This window comes from Streptomyces sp. NPDC093149 (assembly GCF_044754145.1).
In the GTDB taxonomy this organism is placed as follows: domain Bacteria; phylum Actinomycetota; class Actinomycetes; order Streptomycetales; family Streptomycetaceae; genus Streptomyces.
In genome coordinates this window covers 1-21,556 of sequence record NZ_JBIVON010000023.1, presented here as the reverse complement: position 1 = coordinate 21,556, position 21,556 = coordinate 1, and the positions used below count along the sequence as shown (strand labels likewise).

The 21,556-nt window shown below is 71.8% G+C and carries 2 protein-coding genes; both read right to left on the bottom strand.

Annotation, left to right across the window (positions count from 1 at the left end):
* Positions 1–61: 61 nt before the first annotated feature.
* On the bottom strand, positions 62–17,368 hold the full coding sequence (locus ACIQCZ_RS36990; protein WP_402289690.1) for an SDR family NAD(P)-dependent oxidoreductase: 17,307 nt from the start codon (positions 17,366–17,368) through the stop codon (positions 62–64).
* A gap of 18 nt (positions 17,369–17,386) precedes the next feature.
* The coding region (locus ACIQCZ_RS36985) for an SDR family NAD(P)-dependent oxidoreductase (protein ID WP_402289608.1) at positions 17,387–21,556 on the bottom strand (4,170 nt) is incomplete at its 5' end.

Here is a 21,556-nt window from a genome sequence, read left to right as displayed (position 1 = left end):
CGCCGGAAATGCGGGCACCCACGGCAACCCCGGCTTACGGATACCTGCACCGCAGCCGCTTTCACCGTACATTCTCCAGCCATTCCCCGACGGCCCTGGCGGTCGAGCTCACCTGCTCGGCTTCCAGCATGGTGAAGTGGTCACCAGGCACTTCGACGACCGAGTCCGCCGCGGCGGCCACTTCATCACGCCATTCGTCCCCTGCCCCGTGCGCGAGGGCCTGTGTCGAGCGGATGTACAGCGACGGCACCGAAATCCCCGCAGGCTGCCAGCCCCTGAGCAGATCGAGGTTCCACAGCTGCGCGGTGATCCGTTCGGACAGCGTGTCGAAGCCCATCCGGCGCACGTACTCGACCAGCCTGGTGTTCAACGCGTGCTGCAGGTCCTCGTCGTCGAACACGCCCCGCTCGCCCTTGAGATTCAAGGTGTAGGTGTCGAGCAGCACGAGGCTGGCGGGAGCCCGGCCACGAGCGTGCAGCTCCTGTGCGAGCTCGTACGCCACCACCCCACCGGAGGAGTGTCCGGCCAGGGAGAACTCCGTCTCACCCACGAATTCCTCGACCGTGTCGGCCAAACTGGTCACCAACGCGGCCCGGGTCGCGGGCAGGGGCTCGCCGGCAGCGAAACCCGGGGGCACCAGGGCCGACACCTGGTTTCCCCGGGCCGTGAGCTCCGCGGCGAGCCGGAGGTAAACCTGTGGCCCGGTGGTCATGATGGTCGGGCACACGCAGATCAAGTGCGGCCCGTCCCCTGCCGGGGAAATGCGGACCACGGCCGGCTTCTGCTTCACCTGCGCCAGGTCGTCAAATTTCTCGCGCAACCGCGCGGCCTTGATCATGAGTTCGTCGCCGAGCTCCGACTGGCCGTTCTCGATCGCCTTGAGGTAGAGCTCACCGAACAGGTCGTGGTGTTCCGGCAGCGGACCACCGCCGTCGCCGACCCGCGGCAGCTCGGACAACACCGCGTTCAGCTCCCTGGCCAGGCTGCGCAGGTCCGGGTGGTCGAACACCAGGGTCGCGGCCAGCTCCACGCCGATTTTGGCATGCAGCGAGTTGCGCAGTTCGACCGCCGTCAACGAGTCGAAACCCAGTTCGCCGAAGAGCCGGTCCGGATCGATCGACACACCCGAGGTGTGGCCCAGCACCGCCGCCACCGCTTCGCGGACCACGTCGATCAGCACCTCCTCGCGGTCCACTTCGGACAGCCCGGCGAGCCGCTGCCTCAGACCCTCGCGATCGGGTCGGCTGTTGTCGGCCGCCCGCCGTCGTGGACCACTGGCAAGAGACCGCCACAGCGCCGGGAGTTCCGGCCGGGCCCGCATCGCCCGCGCATCCAGCCGGGTCGCTGCCAGAACCGCGTCATTGGTGCCCAGCGCCCGGTCGAAGAGCGCCATCTCCTGCGCAGCGGACAACTCCGGCTCGCCCGCCCGGTCGTCCCAGGCGATCGACAGGCCCGGCAAGCCTTGACCACGGCGGTGCCGCGCCAGCGCGGCCAGAAACGCGGCGTCACCGCCCTGTCCGCCGCTGCCCTCAAGGCCGGCGAACGACGAGAACATCACGAACAGTGCCAGATCCCGATCCTGGGTCAGTTCGTGCAGATGCCAAGCCGCGTCGACCGTCGGCCCCGACACCGAGTCCGAGCCCTCCTCGGGCAACGAGCGGGCCTCGGCGGTGTGCACGACGCCGATGAGCGGCTGATCCGCGGGACCCGAGGCCAGCCCTTCGGCCAAGGCTCGCCGATCGGTCACGTCGCACGCGGTGACCGTGACTTCGGCGCCCTGCTGAGCCAATTCCGCCACCAGCTCCGCCGTTTCCGGCTCGTCCGGACCGCGTCGACCGAGCAGCAGCAAACGCCGGACACCGTGCTCGGCGACCAGATGCCGGGCGACCACGCGGGCCCGCTCACCGCCGGTGATCACGACCGTACCCGACACCAGTGATGTGACCGGTCCATCGGTGTCGCCGGTCCGGGTGAGCCGGGCGGCGTGGAGCCGGCCTCGGCGCAGGGCCAGCTGCGGCTCGTCGGCGGCCACGACTCGCCCCAGCGCGTCGGCGTCGAGGTCGGCATCCGTGTCGAGCAGGATGAGCCGGCCAGGGTTCTCGGCCTGCACCGAATGCACCAGACCCCACACGGCGGCCGCGGCCACGTCGCTCACCGGCTCACCGGGCTCGACCGCGACGGCACCCCGCGTGACCACGACCAGCGGGACGGCGCCGAAGCGGTCCTCGTCCAGCCAGTGCCGCAGCCGGCCCCTGACCCGGCCGGTCATGTCGTGGGTGGACACCACGACGGCGTCCGGGTCACCGGACACGTTGAGCACGACAGCCTGCGGTGCCGTCTCTCGCTCGAAAGCGGTTTCGACCGTCAGCCACTCGCTCACCGGAGCCGCGGTGCCGGTGGTCTCGAGCCACTCCATCCGCAGCAGCACCTCGTCGCCGGCGGTGCGGCTGCCTGCCACCGGGGCCCGCACGGCCAGCGAACCGATCGACAGCACCGGCATACCGGTGTTGTCCGCGGCGGCCATCGCCACCTGGTCCGGCCCGAGACGCATCAGCACCACCCGAAGCCGAGCCGCACCCGAAGCTCGCAACACCACGTCGGTGAACCGGAACGGCAACCGGCCGGAACCGACCGAGTCCGCGCCCGCGACGGCGACCGGATGTGAAGCGGCGTCCAGCAGAGCCGGATGGATCCCGAACGAACCCGCCATCCCGCGGGCGGACTCGGGCAGATCCACCTCGGCGAAGATCCGGTTCCCGCTCTCCCAGGCTTCGGTCAGGCCCCGGAACACCGGCCCGTATTCGAGCCCGAGATCGGCGAGCCGGTCGTAGACCCGCTCGACATCCGCCGGCGTCGCACCGGGCACCGGCCAGGTCCCGCCGACGGCTTGGAACAACCCGTCCGCCCGAGTCGGCAGCGAAGCCGCGCTCACCACGCCGGTGGCGTGCCGGGTCCAGGTCTCTGCACCGTCCGGGCGGGCGTGGATCGTGACGCTCCGCCGCCCTTCGGGTTCGGGGGCGTCGGCGCCGCCGACCACGACCTGAAGTTCCATGCCGCCTCGAACGGGCAGCACCAGCGGCGCTTCCAGCACCAGCTCGTCCAGCCGACCGCAGCCCACGCCGTCGCCGGCGCGGATCGCCAGCTCGATGTACGCCGCACCGGGCAACACCACCTCGCCGAGCACCGCGTGATCGGCGAGCCACGGGTGGGTCCGCAGGGACAGGCGGCTGGTGAAGACCACGCCGTCGAACTGCGGCAACGACAGCACCGCCCCGAGCAACGGGTGGTCCGCGGACCGCAATTCGGCGGAGGCCTCGGTCCGGCCGCCGGTCGCGTCGGGCCAGAAGCGCTGCCGTTGGAAGGCGTACGTCGGCAGACTGATCCGGATGCCTCCTCGACCGGCGAACGCCGTGGTCCAGTCCACGGCCACGCCTCGCCTGTACAGCTGTCCGATCGCCGACAACAGCGTCGACGTGTCGCTGTGCTCGCGCCGCAGGACCGGCGTCACCACCGTCCCCGGAGCACAGCTGCGCTGCGCCAGCGCGGACAGCACGCCGTCCGGACCCAGCTCGACCATCGCCGTCACACCCTGCTCGGCCAGCCACCGCACGCCGTCGGCGAACCGCACCGGCACTCGGACCTGGCGGGCCCAGTACTCCGGCGAGCACAACTGCTCAGCCGTCGCCACCCGACCGGTCACATCGGACACCACCGGAATCCGCGGCTCCGCGAACCGCACCGACTCCAACACCCGCATGAACTCGCCCAGCATCGGGTCCAGCAACGCCGAATGGAACGCGTGCGACACCCGCAGCCGCGACACGCGGCGGCCACGCTCGCCCACAGCCGCCACCACCCGGTCCACCTCGGCCCGAGGACCCGAGACCACCACCGAATCGTCGGTGTTCACCGCGGCCACCGACACGCCGTCCGGCAGCAGGTCCGCGATCTCGGCCTCGGAAATCTCCAGTGCGGCCATCACGCCGCCGGATGGCAACGCCTGCATCAAGCGCGCCCGCGCGGCCACCACCCGACACGCGTCAGCCAGCGACCACACACCTGACACGTACGCCGCGGTCACCTCACCGATCGAATGCCCCAGCAGGTAATCCGGGGTCACACCGAAGGCGCGCAGCACCTCGAACAAGGCCGCCTCGACCGCGAACAACGCAGGCTGTGCCCAGCCCGTCTCGTTGATCAGCTCAGTGTCCTCGCCCCACATCACCTCACGCAACGGCCGATCCAGCAACGGATCCAGCTCCACGAGGATCTCCTCCACCGCGGCGGCGAAAACCGGGGACTGGTCGAACAAGTCCCGAGCCATCCCCGCCCGCTGAGCACCCTGCCCCGTGAACAGCACACCCAGCCGAGTGCCCGGCCGAACCGTACCGGGCACGGATTCACCGGCCGCAACCGCACGCAAGCCCGCCAATAGCTCGGCCCGCTCACCGCCCACGACCACGGCGCGGTGGTCGAACTCCGCCCGCGAGCCGACCAGCGACCAGCCCACATCCACCGGACGCAAGGTCGGGTCCGCCGCCACGAACCCCAGCAACCTGGACGCCTGAGCCCGCACCGCCTCAGCCGACTTGCCGGACAGCACCCACGGCACCACAGCGCCGGTGTCGGCAGCCGGGACAACGTCGGTGCGGGCGGGAGCCTCGAGGATCACGTGCGCGTTGGTGCCGCTGATCCCGAACGAGGACACTCCCGCCCGCCTCGGACGGCCGGTTTCGGGCCACGGTACCTCTTCGGTCAGCAGCCGCACGTTGCCCTGGGACCAGTCGACCTGGGTGGAGGGCTTGCCCACGTGCAACGTCCTGGGCAGCACTCCGTGGCGCAGCGCCATCACCATCTTGATCACGCCGCCGACGCCCGCGGCCGCCTGCGCGTGGCCGATGTTCGACTTCAACGACCCCAGCCACAACGGCCGGCCCTCGGGCCGATCCTGACCATACGTGGCCAGCACCGCCTGCGCCTCGATCGGATCACCGAGCTTCGTCCCGGTGCCGTGCGCCTCGACCACATCCACGTCCGAAACAGACAGACCGGCCGCCGCGAGCGCCTGGCGGATCACCCGTTGCTGCGACGGACCATTCGGAGCCGTCAACCCGTTCGACGCACCGTCCTGATTCACCGCGCTCGACCGCAGCACCGCCAGCACCTCGTGACCGTTGCGACGGGCCTCGGACAGCCGTTCCATCACGACGACACCGACGCCCTCGGCCCAGCCGGCACCGTCGGCGGCGTCGGAGAAGGACTTGCAGCGGCCGTCCGCGGCCATTCCGCCCTGCACGGTGAAGCCGACGAACGTGTCCGGCGAGGCCATCACGGTCACCCCGCCGGCCAACGCCAGCGTGCACTCGCCCGCCCGCAACGCCTGCGCGGCCAGGTGCATCGCCACCAACGACGACGAACACGCCGTGTCCACACTCACCGCCGGGCCCTCCAGACCCAGCGTGTAGGACACCCGGCCGGAAATCACGCTGGTCGCGCCACCCGTCATCTGGTGGCCCAGCAGCCGGTCGCTGCCGTGGGCGACCATTTCGCCGTATCCGGACTGGTACGCGCCGGCGAACACGCCGGTCGGGCTGCCCGCCAGCGAGGTCGGATCGATTCCCGCCTGTTCCAGGGCTTCCCACGACACCTCCAGCAGCAACCGCTGCTGCGGATCCGCGGCGAGCGCCTCCCGCGGCGAGATCCGGAAGAACGCCGCGTCGAACTCGTCGACACCGGCGAGGAACCCGCCCTCAGCCGTCGCCGAGGTTCCGGAACCAGGTCCCTCACGCCCGATCAGGGTGTCCAGGTTCCAGCCGCGGTCGGCCGGGAACGGGGTGACGCCGTCGGCGCCATCGGCGACCAGCCGCCACAAGTCGTCCGGACCCGCGACACCACCCGGGAACCGGCACGCCATCCCGACCAGCACGATCGGGTCGTCGGAAACCGACACCGCCGCCGGTACCGCAGTCGGCTCCGCCGGCTGCCCGGCGCCGAACCCGGCAGCCAGGTGTCTCGCCAGCCGCGTGACCGTCGGATAGTCGAACACCACGCTCGCCGCCAGCACCGCACCCGTCCTGGCCCGCAGCAGATTCCGCAGCTCCACCGACGTCAGCGAGTCGAAGCCCAGCTCCCGGAACGGTCGGTCCGCGTCGATCTGTGCCCCCGAGCCGTGGCCCAGCACCGCCGCGGCGGACTCCCGGACCAGCTCCGCCAGCGCCTGCTCACGCTCCCCCACGGACAGTTCCGTCAACCGCTGCCCCAGCCCGCCCCGACCGTCGCTGGTGTTGTCGGCAGTGCGGCGCGGCACGGCGCCGACGAGCGACCGCCACAGGGCCGGCACGTCCTGCTGAGCCCGCAACGCCCGTGCGTTCAGCCGGGCCAGTCCGAGCACCGGCTGGCTGGAGCGCATCGCCCGGTCGAACAGGTCCATGCCCTGCGCCACCGAAAACGGCGGCAGGGCCGACCGTTCGATGCGGCGAAGGTCCGCCGAGGACAAGGTGCCCACCAGCCCGACCTCGGTCGTCCAGGCGCCCCAGGCCATCGACGAGCCCGGCAGCCCCTGCTCACGACGGTGCTGCACCAAACCGTCGAGGAACACGTTGGCCGCAGCGTAGTTGGCCTGGCCGCCGCTGCCCAGAAGCCCGGCGAGAGAGGAAAACACCACGAAGAACGACAGGTCCAGATCCCGCGTCAGCTCGTGGAGGTGCCACGCCGCGTCGACCTTCGGCGCCAGCACGCGATCGAGCTGATCCGGCGAGAGCGAGCCGAGTACGCCGTCCTCGAGTATCCCGGCGGTGTGCACTACCCCGGTCACTGGCCGCTCCGCCGGAACCCTGGCCAGCACCGCAGCCAGGGCTTCCCGATCCGTCAGGTCGCACGCCGCGAACGTCACCGTCGCGCCCTGCGCCGCCAACTCGGTGACCAGCGCTGAAGCACCCGGCGCGGCCGAGCCGCGCCGACTGACGAGCAGCAGGTGCCGGACACCGTGCTCGCCGGCCAGGTGGCGGGCCAGGGCACCACCCAGGCCGCCGGCGCCGGTAATCACGACCGTGCCCGAAGAGTTCGGTGCCCGTTGGACGGTGAGCACCAGCTTGCCGACGTGCTTGGCCTGGCTCATGAACCGGAAGGCGTCCTGGGCCCGGCGCACGTCCCAGCTGCGCACCGGCAACGGCCGCAGCACACCGGCCTCGAACAAGCTCACCAGTTCCCGCAGCATCTGCTGAATGCGTTCGAACCCGGCGTCGGTCAGTTCGAACGCCTGGTAGTTCAAGTCGGCGCAACGGTCCCGCAGGTCCTCGGCCGAGCGGAGGTCGGACTTGCCCATCTCGACGAAACGGCCGGACGGCACGAGCAGGTCCAGCGAGGCGTCCACGAACTCGCCGGCCAGCGAGTTGAGCACCACGTCGACGCCGCGCCCGTTCGTGGCAGCGCGGAAGCGCTCCCGGAAGTCCAAGGTCCGCGACGAGGCCACCCGGCTTTCGTCGACACCCCACTCGTGCAGGACACCCCATTTGCCTTCGCTCGCCGTTGCGTAGACCTCCGCGCCGAGGTGCCGGCCGAGCTGGATGGCCGCCAGGCCGACGCCACCGGCACCGGCGTGCACGAGCAGCGACTCACCCGCCCGCAGACCCGCGAGGTCCACCAAGCCGTAGTACGCCGTCAGGAACACGATCGGAACCGACGCGGCGACGGCGAACGACCAGCTGGCCGGGATCACCGTCAGCAACCGCCGGTCGGTCACGGCCACCGGGCCAAAGCCGCCGAAGGCCAGGCCCATCACCCGGTCACCGGGCGCCAGCCCGGTCACCTCCGGGCCGACCTCGGTGACCACCCCGGCGACCTCGCTGCCCAAGGGGCCGGCCTGACCGCGGTACATGCCGAGGGCGTTGAGCACGTCGCGGAAGTTCAGGCCAGCCACGCGCACCTCGATCCGGACCTGGCCAGGCCGCAGGAGATTCGTCACCTCGGGACACGGCACCAACGCGAGATTCTCCAGCGTGCCCTTCTCCGCGGACTCCAGCCGCCAGGCTTCCGTCTCCGGTGCGACCAGGTCGTCCGCCGACCGGACCCTCGTCAGACGGGCAGCGTGCAGCCGCGTGCCGCGCAACGCGAGCTGCGGCTCGTCGGTGCTCAGAACCCGGCCCAGGACGTCGTGGTCCAGCTCGGTGTCGGTGTCGAGCAGGACGATCCGGCCGGGGTTCTCGGTCTGCGCCGAGCGCACCAGCCCCCACACCGCCGCCGCGGCCAGGTCGCGCACCGGCTCGCCGTCCTCGACCGTGACCGCGCCCCGCACCGCCACCACCAGCGGGATCGAGGCGAAGCGATCCTCGGCCAGCCAGTGCTGCAGCTGCCCCAGCACCCAGGCGGTCAGTTCGTGAACGGAGTCCACCACCGCGTCCCGGTCGCCGGCCACAGCCAGTACCACCGCCTGCGGAGGAGCACCGTCCGCCGGTGCGGCACTGACCTCGGCGAGGTCGGCGTACGCGGTGCCGGTCGAACTCGCGCGATCGACCAGGAGCCAGTCCGCCACCGGCACCGGCACCACCGGCCCCTCGGCGGCAATCCAGCCGACCCTCAGCAGAGCACCGTCACCCGGGACGACGGCGAGGCTGCCGGTCGACACCGCCCGCACAGCCAGCGAGCCGATCGACAACACCGGCGAGCCGCCGCTGTCGGCCACCACAACACCGACCTCGTCGGGTCCGGTCCGGGTCAACGACACCCGGAGCCGGGACGCACCCGAGGCGCGCAACACCACGCCGGTGAAGCTGAACGGCAACGCTCCTCGCGCTTCCAGCCCCGCGAAGACCGAGGCGTGCAACGCCGCGTCCAGCAGCGCCGGATGGATCCCGAACGACTCGGCCGCACCACGCCCGGACTCCGGCAGCTCGACCTCGGCCAGAACCCGGTCCCCGCACTGCCAGGCCTGGGTGAGCCCCCGGAACACCGGGCCGTACCGGAGGAAACCCTCGTCGGCGAGCCTGTCGTAGAAGTAGTCGGTGTCGAGTGCCGTCGCGCCCGGCCCGGGCCAGTCGCGGCTCACCGGGTCGAACAGCTCGGTGCCGCCTGCCTCACCCGAGCCTGCGCTCACCACGCCCGTGGCATGGCGGGTCCAGGACTCTTCGCCGTCCACTCGCGCATACACCGCGACGCTGCGCGCTTCGGCCGCGGCAGGAGCATCGAGGGCCCCCACAACCACCTGCAGCTGAACCCCGGCGTGCGCGGGCAGGACGAGCGGCGCCTCCAGCACGAGCTCGTCGAGGCGGTCACACCCGACGCTGTCGCCTGCCCGGATCGCCAGCTCCACGTACCCGGTGCCGGGGAAGACCACCGCGTCCCGCACCGCGTGATCCGCCAGCCACGGATGCGTCCGCAGGGAAAGCCGGCTGGTGAACACCACCCCGTCGGTCTGCGGCAGCGGCAGCATCGCCCCCAGCAGCGGGTGGTCCGCGGCCGTCAGCCCGGCCGCGGACACGTCAACCCGGCCGCCGGTCGTGTCCGGCCAGAAACTCCGGCGTTGGAAGGCGTACGTCGGCAACGGGACCCGCCGCGCACCGCGGTCGGCGAACACCCGCGCCCAGTCCACCTCGGCGCCCAGAGCACACGCGTGGGCCACCGACAAGACCACTCGCCGCAGGGTTCCTGAGTCGCGGCGGAGTGTTCCCACCGCGGCCGCGGGTTTCCCTCGCTGCTGCGCGATGTCCTGCACCGCGGGGACCAGCACCGGATGCGGACCGATCTCGATCACCAGGTCGGGACCAGCGTCAAGAGCGGCCCCGAGCGCCGTTTCGAACAGGACCGGGTTGCGCAGGTTGTCGTACCAGTACCGGGCGTCCCACGACGCGGTGTCCGCGAGCTGCCCGGTCACCGACGAGTAGACCGGAACCGTCGACGAGCGGGGGCTGACCGGGGCCAGGTCCGCCAGCAGCCGATCCTCGATCCGCTCCACCGACGGCGAGTGCGAGGCGTAGTCCACCGCGATCCGGCGCGCCTGGATCCCGTCGCCTTCGCAGTCGGCCAGCAACCGGTCGAGGGCGTCCGGCTCCCCGGCGACCACCACGGATGCCGGGCCGTTGATTGCCGCCACCGAAACCGCCGGCCGTTGCGAGATCAGTTCCCCGACCTCGTTGACCGCCATCGGCAAGGCCACCATGCCCCCACCACCGGCCAGGGTGTCGGCGATCGCGCGGCTACGGAGAACCACAACACGAGCACCGTCCGACAAGGACAGAGCACCGGCCACACACGCGGCCGCGATCTCACCCTGCGAGTGCCCCACCACCGCGGCCGGCTCGACCCCGAACGACCGCCACACCGCCGCCAACGACACCATCACCGCCCACAACACCGGCTGCACGACGTCGGCTCGCGCCAACGCGGCCTCGTCACCGAGCACCTGCTCCAGCGACCAGTCGACGAACGGCGCCATCGCCGCCGCACACTCGCGCATCGACTCGGCGAACACCGGCGACTCGGCCAGCAGGTCCTGAGCCATCCCCACCCATTGGGCACCCTGGCCCGGGAACACGAATACCACTCCGTCACCGGCCCGGGCGACGCCTTCGGTGAGACCCACGGCGGGTTCGCCGGCGGCGGCAGCGCGCGCTCCGCTCAGCAGCTCGTCCTGATCGGTGCCCACGACAACAGCCCGGTGCTCGAACACCGTCCGCGAATCGATCAGCGACCAGCCCACATCCACCGGACGCCACGACGCATCGGATTCGAGGTGCGCCAGCAAGCGCGCCGCCTGCGCCCTCAGCGCCTCTTCCGTCTTGCCGGACAGCACCCACGGCACGACACCGCCGGGGTCGACGCCGGGTGAGGCGGCGGCGGTGGCGGCCGCTTCGAGGATGATGTGCGCATTGGTTCCGCTGACGCCGAACGAGGACACCCCGGCCCGCCGAGGGTGGTCGGTTTCCGGCCACGGCATCGACTCCGTGAGCAGTCGGACGTCGCCTTGCGCCCAATCCACCTGCGTCGATGGCGCGTCCACGTGCAGCGTTTTCGGCAACACACCGCGCCGCAACGCCATGACCATCTTGATCACACCACCGACACCGGCCGCCGCTTGCGTGTGGCCGATGTTCGACTTCAACGAGCCCAGCCACAACGGCCGCTCCGCGGGCCGATCCTGGCCGTAGGTCGCCAGCAACGCCTGCGCCTCGATCGGATCACCGAGCTTCGTACCCGTACCGTGGGCTTCGACGACATCGACGTCCGAAGCAGACAGTCCTGCCGCGGCCAGTGCTTGCCGGATCACCCGTTGCTGCGAAGGACCGTTCGGCGCCGTCAATCCGTTCGACGCACCGTCCTGGTTCACCGCGCTCGAGCGCAGCACAGCCAGAACTTCGTGATCGTTCCGCCGGGCATCGGAGAGCCGCTCCAGCACCACCACGCCGACGCCCTCGGCCCAGCCGGTGCCGTCGGCCGCATCCGCGAACGACTTGCACCGCCCGTTGGCAGCCAAGCCACCTTGCACACTGAAGCCGACGAATGTGTCCGGTGAAGCCATGAGCGTGACACCACCGGCCAGCGCGAGCGAGCACTCCCCCGCCCGCAATGCCTGAGCCGCCAAGTGCATTGCCACCAACGACGACGAACAGGCCGTGTCCACGCTCACCGCAGGGCCTTCCAAGCCCAGTGTGTAGGCGATCCGGCCGGAAATCACACTGCCTGCGCCGCCGGTGAGGGCGTGGCCCAGCAGCTGTCCGTCGGAGCGGGTAACCAGCTCGGCGTACCCGGACTGGTACGCGCCGACGTACACGCCGGTCGAGCTGCCGGCCAGGGACGCGGGCTTGATCCCGGCCTGTTCCAAGGCTTCCCAGGACACCTCCAGCAGCAACCGTTGCTGCGGGTCGGTGGCCAGCGCCTCCCGTGGCGAGATCCGGAAGAAGGCCGCGTCGAAGTCGCCGATCTCGTCGATGAACCCGCCTTCCCCGGTCGCGGACGATCCGGAGCCGTCGGGTCCCAGCAACGCGTCCAGGTTCCAGCCGCGATCGGCCGGGAACGGCGTAATTCCGTCGGCGCCGTCGGCGACCAGGCGCCACAGATCCTCCGGACCCGACACCCCACCCGGGAACCGGCACGCCATCCCCACCAGCACAACCGGATCGTCGCCGACCGGCACCAACTCCCGCACGGCGGACGGTATCTCCGGGCACACGTCGCCGAACTCGGCCGCCAGGTAGTGCGCGACGTGGCCGACGGTCGGGTAGTCGAACACCAGGCTCGCGGGCATCGCCAGCCCGGTCCTGGCCTGCACCAGATTGCGCAGCTCGACCGCGGTCAGCGAGTCGAAGCCCAGCTCGCTGAATGGCTGGTCCGCCTCGATCCGCGCCTCCGGCGCGTGACCGAGCACGGCTGCGGCGCTGTCCCGGACGAGACGGATCAGCAGCCGCAGTCCGTCCGCTTCGGACAGTCCGGCGAGCCTCTGTCGCAGGCCGTCCTGGCCGCCGGTCCCGTCGTCCGCCCGCCGGCGGCGCACGCCACCGGCGAGCGAACGCCACACGGGCGCGACCTCCGTCTGAGCGCGCAACGCGGCCAGGTTCAACCGGGTCAGCACCAGCACGGGCCGATCGGTGACCAGTGCGCGCTCGAACAGCTCCATGCCCTGCGCGGGCGTCAGCGGCGGGATCGCCGAGCGGGCGATGCGCCGACGGTCCCCGTCGGACAACGTGCCGGTCATGCCGATCTCCGTGGTCCACGGACCCCACGCCATCGACAGCCCCGGCAGCCCGGTGTGCCGGCGCTGCTGCATCAACGCGTCCAGGAACACGTTGCCCGCCGCGTAGTTCGCCTGCCCGCCGCTGCCGAGCGAGCCGCCGATGGAGGAGAACACCGCGAACAGCGAGAGATCGAGGTCCCGGGTCAGTTCGTGCAGGTGCCACGCCGCGTCCACCTTCGGCGCCAGCACCCGGTCGACCTGCTCCTGTGACAAGGAACCGAGCACGCCGTCGTCGACCACACCGGCCGTGTGGACGACACCGGTCACTGGCCGCTCCGGCGGAACCGCCCCCAGCACCTCCGCGAGGGCCTGCCGGTCCGTCACGTCGCACGCGGCGACGGTCGCCTCCGCCCCCTGCGCCGCCAACTCCCCGACCAGGTCCGCGGCTCCCGCGGCGGCCATTCCCCGCCGGCTGAGCAGCAACAGGTGCCGGACCCCGCGCGCACCGACGAGGTGCCGGGCCACGACACCGCCCAGAGCGCCGGTCCCACCGGTGATCACCACGGTGCCCGGCTCGGGCGGCGTGAAGGCGTGTTCGCCGGGCTCGGTGCGGACGAGCCGGGCCGCGTGCATCCGGCCTTCGCGGATCACCACCTGCGGTTCGCCCGAGGCCAGGACCCGGCTCACGGTCGCGGTGTCCGGCTCGGCGTCCGAGTCGAGCAGCACGAACCGGCCAGGGTTCTCCGTCTGGGCCGACCTCACCAGGCCCCACACCGCGGCTGCGGCCAGGTCCTGCACCCCTTCGTCCGGCCCGGCGGCGGCGGCTCCCGAAGTCAGGACCACCAGCGGGACAGCCGAAAGCCGGCCGTCGGCCAACCAGTGCTGCAGCAGCCGCAGGACGCGTCCGGTCAGCTCGTGCGTCGACTCCACCACCGCGTCCGCGGCACCGGACACGGCCAGCACCACCGCCTGCGGTACCGACCTCTCCTCGCCGGGCGCGGTCAGGTCCGCGAAGCGAGCGTCGTCCGGGCCGGCCAGCAGCCAGTCACGCAGGTCCGCGCCGGCCGCCGGAGTGATCCCGACCCACTCCATGGCGAGTACGGACCCGTCGCCCGTGCTGGGGGGCGCACTGTCCGTCCGCCGCGCGATCACCGACCCGATCGACAACACCGGCAGTCCCGCGCCGTCCGCCACGGCGACCGAGATCTCGTTCCGGCCGGTCCGGGTCAAGGCCACGCGGAGCCGCGCCGCGCCGGAGGCGTGCAACACCACGTCGCCGAAGGCGGCCGGGACCGCCGCGCTCTGCGCCGGCTGCGCGAAGGCCGCCGTCCGCAGAGCCGCGTCCAGCAGCGCCGGGTGGATGCCGAAGGACGCGGCCAGATCGTGCTCGGACTCCGGCAGCTCGACTTCGGCGAACACCTGGTCGCCGCGGATCCAGACCCCGGTCACGTCGGGGACGAGCGGGCCGCGCCCAGAGGTGTCGCCGAGGTCCACGGCCGTCGCACCGGGCACCGGCCATTCCCGACCCAACGCGGCAACCAGGTCGTCACCATCGATATCGGATGATCCGGTGCTCAGCATCCCCGTGGCATGCCGGGTCCAGGTCTCCTCACCGTCCGGCCGGGCGTACAAACCCACCTCGCGGCGCCCATCCACGCGGTCGCCGACCACAATCTGCAACTGGACACCGCCGCGATCGGGCAACGCCAGCGGAGTCTCCACCACCAGCTCGTCCAGCCGGTCGCACCCGGCGCTGTCACCGGCGCGCACGGCCAGCTCGACGTAGGCGGTGGCCGGCAGCACCGCCGAGCCTCCCACCGGTTGCTCGGCCAGCCAGGGATGCGTGCGCTGGGACAGACGGCTAGTGAACACGAACCCGTCCGTCTGCGGAAGCGACAGCATCGCACCCAGCAACGGGTGCTCCGCGGCGGTCAGTCCGGCCGAGGACACGTCGACCGCCCGGTTCGAGCCGTCGAGCCAGTAGCGCTCATGCCGGAACGCGTACGGCGGCAACGGAATCCGCGCGGCGGCCTGCCCGGCGAAGAGAGTGCTCCAGTCCACCGGCACGCCCTGCGCGTGCAACTGCGCGAGGGCCGCCACCACCGTCGCGGCCTCGCTGCGTTCGGAGGTTCCCTGCCAGCGCAGCATCGGCACCGCGACGGACGCGCGGCTCTGCCGCGCCAGGCCCGACAGGACCCCGTCCGGGCCCAGCTCGACCATAGCCGCGACGCCGTGGCCGGCCAGCCACCGCACACCGTCGGCGAAGCGCACCGCCGACCGCACCTGCCGCACCCAGTACTCCGGCGAACACAGCTCTTCGTCGGGCGCCCGCTCCCCGGTCAGATTGGACACCACGGGAATCCGCGGCGGCGCAAACCGCACCGATCCCAGAACCTGCCGGAAGTCCTCCAGCATCGGATCCATCAACGACGAGTGGAACGCGTGCGACACCCGCAACCGCGTCACCTTGGCACCACGAGCGGACACGACAGCGACGACTGAGTCCACGGCTTCTCGCGGCCCCGAGACCACCACCGAATCCGCGGTGTTGACCGCGGCGATCGACACGGTTTCGGGCAGCAACCCGGCTATCTCCGCCTCGGGCAGCCCGACGGCGGCCATCGCTCCGCCGGACGGCAACGCCTGCATCAACCGCGCCCGCGCCGCCACCACCCGGCACGCGTCACCGAGCGTCCACACCCCGGCCACGTACGCGGCCGTGACCTCACCGATCGAATGCCCCAGGAGATGGGCCGGGGTCACGCCGAACGCGCGCAGCACCTCGAACAAGGCCGCCTCGACCGCGAACAACGCAGGCTGTGCCCAGCCCGTCTCGTTGATCAGCTCCGCGTCCTCACCCCACATCACCTCACATAACGGCCGGTCCAACAACGGATCGAGCTCGGCGAGGATCTCGTCCAACGCCCCCGCGAACACCGGCGAACGGTCGTACAACTCGCGGGCCATCCCCACCCGCTGCGCACCCTGGCCCGTGAACAGGGCACCGAGTTTGGCCCCGCTCCGGGCAGTACCCAGGACCACGCTCGCGGCGGGCTCGCCGTCCGCCGTGGCGCGCAGGCCCGCCATCAGCTCGGTCCGGTCGCCGCCCACCACCACGGCGCGGTGGTCAAAAGCCGCGCGCGAGGTGAGCAACGACCAGCCCACGTCGGCCGGGCTCAGCGCCGGCTCCGCCTCGAGCCGTTCGAGCAATCGGGCCGCCTGGGCCCGCACGGCGTCGGCCGACTTGCCCGACACCACCCACGGCACCACGCCCTCGACGGCAGGCGGCCCGGAAGGCGGTCCGGCGGGACCGACAGCGGCTTCGCCCGCAGCTTCGAGGATCACGTGGACATTCGTGCCGCTGACGCCGAACGACGACACCCCGGCCCGGCGGGGGCGGCCGGTCTCCGGCCACGGCACCGCCTCCGTGAGCAGGCGCACGTCGCCCTGGGACCAGTCCACCTGCCTCGACGGTTCATCCACGTGCAGCGTTTTCGGCAGTAACCCGTGCCGCAGCGCCAGCACCGTCTTGATCACACCACCGATGCCGGCAGCGGCCTGGGCGTGGCCGATGTTCGACTTCAACGACCCCAGCCACAGCGGTCGGCCCTCGGGCCGGTCCTGACCGTAGGTCGCCAGCACCGCCTGCGCCTCGATCGGATCACCGAGCTTCGTCCCGGTGCCGTGCGCCTCGACGACATCGACGTCCGAAGCGGACAGACCGGCCGCCGCGAGCGCCTGGCGGATCACGCGTTGCTGCGACGGCCCGTTCGGCGCCGTCAGGCCGTTGGAAGCGCCGTCCTGGTTCACCGCACTGGACCGCAACAGGGCCAGCACCTCATGACCGTGCCGGCGAGCATCCGACAACCGCTCCAGCACCACCACACCGACGCCCTCCGCCCACCCGGTGCCGTCGGCGGCGTCGGAGAAGGACTTGCACCGGCCGTCCGCGGCAAGTCCGCCCTGTGCGGTAAAACCCAGGAACATGCCGGGTGAGGCCATCACCGTGACCCCACCGGCGAGAGCCAGCGTGCATTCCCCGGCCCGCAGCGCCTGCGCGGCCAGGTGCATCGCCACCAGCGACGACGAACACGCCGTGTCCACACTCACCGCCGGGCCCTCGAGCCCGAGCGTGTAGGCGATCCGTCCCGAGATCACGCTGCCCGCGCCGCCGGTGATCTGGTGGGCCCGCAACTGCTCGCCGCCCCGGGCGACCAGCTCGGCATAGCCGGACTGGTAGGCGCCCGTGAACACGCCGGTCCGGCTCCCGGCCAGCGAACTCGGGTCAATGCCCGCATGTTCGAGGGCTTCCCACGACACCTCCAGCAGCAAGCGCTGCTGCGGGTCGGTGGCCACCGCCTCTCGGGGCGAGATCCGGAAGAACGCGGCGTCGAACTCGCCCGGCTCGTCCAGGAACCCGCCCTCGCCGGTCGCCGAGGTCCCAGAACCGGGGCCGTCCAGGCCCAGCAGAGTGTCCAGGTCCCAGCCGCGGTCCGCGGGGAACGGGCCGACACCGTCGACGCCGTCGGCGACCAGCCGCCACAGATCCTCCGGCCCGCGCACCCCGCCCGGGAACCGGCACGCCATGCCCACCAGCGCGATCGGCTCGTTCGCGGCGTCCACCAGTGCCCGGTTCTCTTCGCGCAGCCGGCTGTTGGCCAGCAACGAGACACGGAGCGCCTCCGTCAACTTGTCCACGGGCACAGTCATCGTGACCTCCGGTCATTCGGCCCGCAGCGCGATGTCGACGAGGTCGCCGACATCCGCCGCGAGCAGGAGTTCTTCCTCTTCTCGCCGGTCGACCGCGGGTTCGTCGCCGTCGCGGGCCAGTTCGAGCAACGCGTCCAGCAGCCGGGCCTTCCGCAGCTTCGCCAGCGGGATCGAGCCGAGCGCCGCGCGCACCGCCGCCTCCGACACCTCCGCCGGTTCGGGAACCTCGACCTCACCGAAGAACGTGCCCACGTAGCGCGCCAGCCGCGCGACGGTCGGATAGTCGAAAACAACGCTGGCGGGCAGCACGGCACCGGTCTTGGCCTTCAGCAAGTTGCGCAATTCGACGGCCGTCAGCGAGTCGAAACCCAGTTCGCTGAAGGGCCGTTCCGCATCGATCCGCACACCCGAGCCGTGGCCCAGCACAGCCGCGGCGGTTTCGCCGACCAGCTCGGTCAGCAACTCCTCACGGTCCACACCGGACAGTGCCGCCAGCCGCTGCCGCAGTTCGTCCCGCCCGTGGCTCGTATTGTCAGCGGCTCGCCGCAGCGCTCCGCCCGCCAGCGACCGCCACAGGGGCGCAAGGTCGTGCTGGGCACGCAGAGCACGCATGTTCAGCCGGGTCAGCACCAGTAGTGGGAAACCGGTGGCGACGGCCCGGTCGAACAGGTCCATGCCCTGCAGAGCCGACAACGGCGGCATCGGCGACCGCGTGATGCGGCGCAGGTCGGTCCTCGACAGCGAACCGACCATGCCGATCTCGGTGGTCCATGCGCCCCAGGCCATCGAGAGTCCGGGCAGGCCCTCGCGGCGGCGCCGCTGCATCAGGGCGTCCAGGAACACGTTGGCGGCGACGTAGTTGGCCTGTCCCGGGTTGCCCAGCTGCCCGGCGACGGAGGAGAACACCGCGAACAGCGAGAGATCCAGGTCCCGGGTCAGCTCGTGCAGGTACCAGGCCGCGTCCACCTTCGGCGCCAGCACCCGGTCCAGCCGGTCCTGCGACTGCGCCCCGAGCACCCCGTCGTCGAGGACGCCGGCGGTGTGCACCACACCGGTGAGCGGATGCTCCGACGACACCGAGGCGAGCACCCCGGCCAGTGCCTGCCGATCGGTCACGTCACACGCCGCGACGGTCACCTCCGCGCCCTGCGCCGTCAACTCCTCGACCAGGTCCGCGGCCCCAGGGGCGTTGGCGCCACGGCGGCTGACCAGCAGCAGGTGCCGGACGCCGCGCTCGGCGACGAGGTGGCGGGCGAGCACACCGCCCAGGCCACCGGTCCCGCCGGTCAGCAGGACGGTGCCCGCGCCGTCGAGGTCCTGCGGGACGGTCAGGACGAGCTTGCCGACGTGTTTGGCCTGGCTCATGAACCGGAACGCCTCCGGTGCCCGGCGCACATCCCAGCCCGTGACCGGCAGCGGCCGCAACGCGCCGGCTTCGAACAGTGTCACCAGCTCCCGCAGCATCTCCTGGATCCGGTCGGCGCCCGCGTCCATCAGGTCGAAGGCCTGGTAACTCACCGGCCGGTCGCGGAAGTCCTCCGGAGAACGGATGTCGGTCTTGCCCATCTCCAGGAACCGCCCACCCGGAGCCAGAATGTCGAGCGACGCGTCCACGAACTCCCCCGCGAGCGAGTTCAGGACGACGTTCACACCCCGATCCGCGGTGGCGGCCCGGAAACGCTCACGGAAGTCGAGATCCCGGGACGACGCCAGCCGCTCGGCCGGGACTCCCCACTCCCGCAGGACACTCCACTTGCCCTCGCTCGCCGTGGCGTAGACCTCCGCACCCCGGTGCCGTGCGAGCTGGATCGCCGCCAGGCCGACACCGCCGGCGCCGGCGTGCACCAGGACCGACTCACCGGGGCCCAGCCCGGCAAGATCCACCAGGCCGTAGAAGGCGGTCAGGAACACGATCGGCGCCGACCCCGCGGTCGCGAACGACCAGCCCGTCGGCACCTCGGCCAGGAACCGCCGGTCCGTGACGGCCATCGGGCCGAACGCCCCCGAGACGAGGCCCATGACCCGGTCGCCGGGCCGCAGATCGGACACGCCGGGGCCGACCTCGGTGACCACACCCGCGACCTCGCCGCCCAGCGGGCCCTCCGCACGCACGTCGTGCACCATGTCCAGCGCATTGAGCACGTCCCGGAAGTTCAGGCCCGCGGCGTGCACCCGGATGCGAACCTGCCCGGAGGCCAAGGGATCCTCGGTCTCGGGACACGGCAGCAGGGCCAGGTTCTCCAGCGCACCCTTGCCCGTCGAGTCGAGCCGCCACGGGGTGTCCGGCGGAATCGTGAGCTCGTCGGCCGGGCCGACCCTGGTGAGCCGGCCCGCGAGGAGCTGTCCGTCGCGCAGCGCCAGTTGCGGCTCGTCCGCCGCCAGGACCCGGCCCAGCACCCCGGCGTCGAGCGCGGTGCCCGGGCCGGTGTCGAGCAGCACGATCCGGCCGGGGTTCTCGGTCTGCGCCGAGCGCACCAGTCCCCACGCCGCGGCGGCAGCCAGGTCCGGCACCGTTTCGCCAGGCTGCGCGGCGATCGCGCCCCGTGTCGTCACCACCAGCGGGGTCGACTCGAAGCGGTCCTGACTCAGCCAGTACTGCAGCTGGCGCAGCACCCAGCCGCTCAGCTCGTGCGTGGACTCGACCACCCGGTCCACGTCACCGGAAACGGCCAGCACGACCGCATCCGGCGCCGACAGGCCGTCGTCGAGAGCCGCGGCGGCCGCTTCCATTCCGGTGTGGTCCTCGCCGGTCCGACCGACGGCCAGCCAATGCGTCGGCGAAGCCCCGGCCGAGAGGGGGGCGTCGACCCACTCCGTCCTCAGCAGTGTCCGGTCACCGGTGCTAGCGCCGAGCTCGCCGGCCGACACCGGCCGCACCGCCATCGAGCCGACCGACAGCACCGGCGCCCCGGTGCTGTCGGCGACCGCGATCGTGACCTCGTCCGGACCCGTCCGCGTCAGCGCCACGCGCAGCTGTGCCGCACCCGAGGCGCGGAGCACGACGCCGCCGAAGCTGAATGGCAACCCGCCGGTCCCCGCGGAGCCCAGCTCCGCGAAGGCCGTCGCGTGCTGCGCGGCGTCGAGCAGCGCCGGGTGGATCCCGAACGACTCGGCCGAATCGCGTGCGGACTCGGGCAGCTCGACCTCGGCGAAGATCTGGTCATCGCTACGCCAGACCCTGCGCAGCCCCTGGAAAACGGGGCCGTACCGGAAGAAACCGCCTTCGCGTAGCTGCTCGTAGAACCCCTCGGTGTCCACGTGCGTCACGCCGGCCGGAGGCCAGGCCCGCTCGAGGATGCCGAACAGGTCGTGCCCACCGCCTCCCGGCGGGACGGCGCCCACGAACCCGGTGGCGTGGCGGGTCCAGGCATCTTCTCCGTCGGGGCGCGCGTAGACGGCCACACTCCGCCGCATTGCCTCGTCCTCGCTGTCGCCTACCACCACCTGCATCTGCACTCCGCCGTGGGCGGGCAGCACCAGCGGCGCCTCCAGGACCAGCTCGTCGAGGCGGTCGCACCCGACGCTGTCGCCGGCCCGGATGACGAGCTCCACAAAACCGGTTCCCGGGAACACCACCGACTCCCGCACCGCATGATCAGCCAGCCACGGATGCGTCCGCACCGACAGACGGCTGGTGAACACCACCGCGTCCGAGTCGGGCGAGGGCACCACCGCGCCCAGCAGCGGATGCTCCGCGGCGGTCAGCCCAGCCGCCGACACGTCGGCCGGGCCACTCGCGAGCTCGGGCCAGTACCGCTGATGCTGGAACGCGTACGTCGGCAACGCGACCCGCGCCGCACCCTGGCCGGTGAACGCAGGGGTCCAGTCCACTGCCACACCGAGCGCATATGCCTGGGCCACCGCGAGCACCATCCGCTGTGGAGTCCCTTCGTCGCGGCGCAACGTGCCCACCACAGCCACCGCGGCCCCGCGCTCGTCGACGATGTCCTGCACCGCGGGCACCAGCACCGGATGCGGACTCACCTCGACCACCGCGCCGTACCCGGCCGCCAGCGCCGCGGAGAGCGCTTCCTCGAACCGCACGGTGTTGCGCAGGTTCCGGTACCAGTACCCGGCGTCCCAGCCAGCCGTGTCCGTCACCTCGCCGGTCACCGAGGAATAGACCGGGATCACGGAAGACTCCGGCGTGATCGGCGCGAGATCGGTCAGCAACCGCTGCTC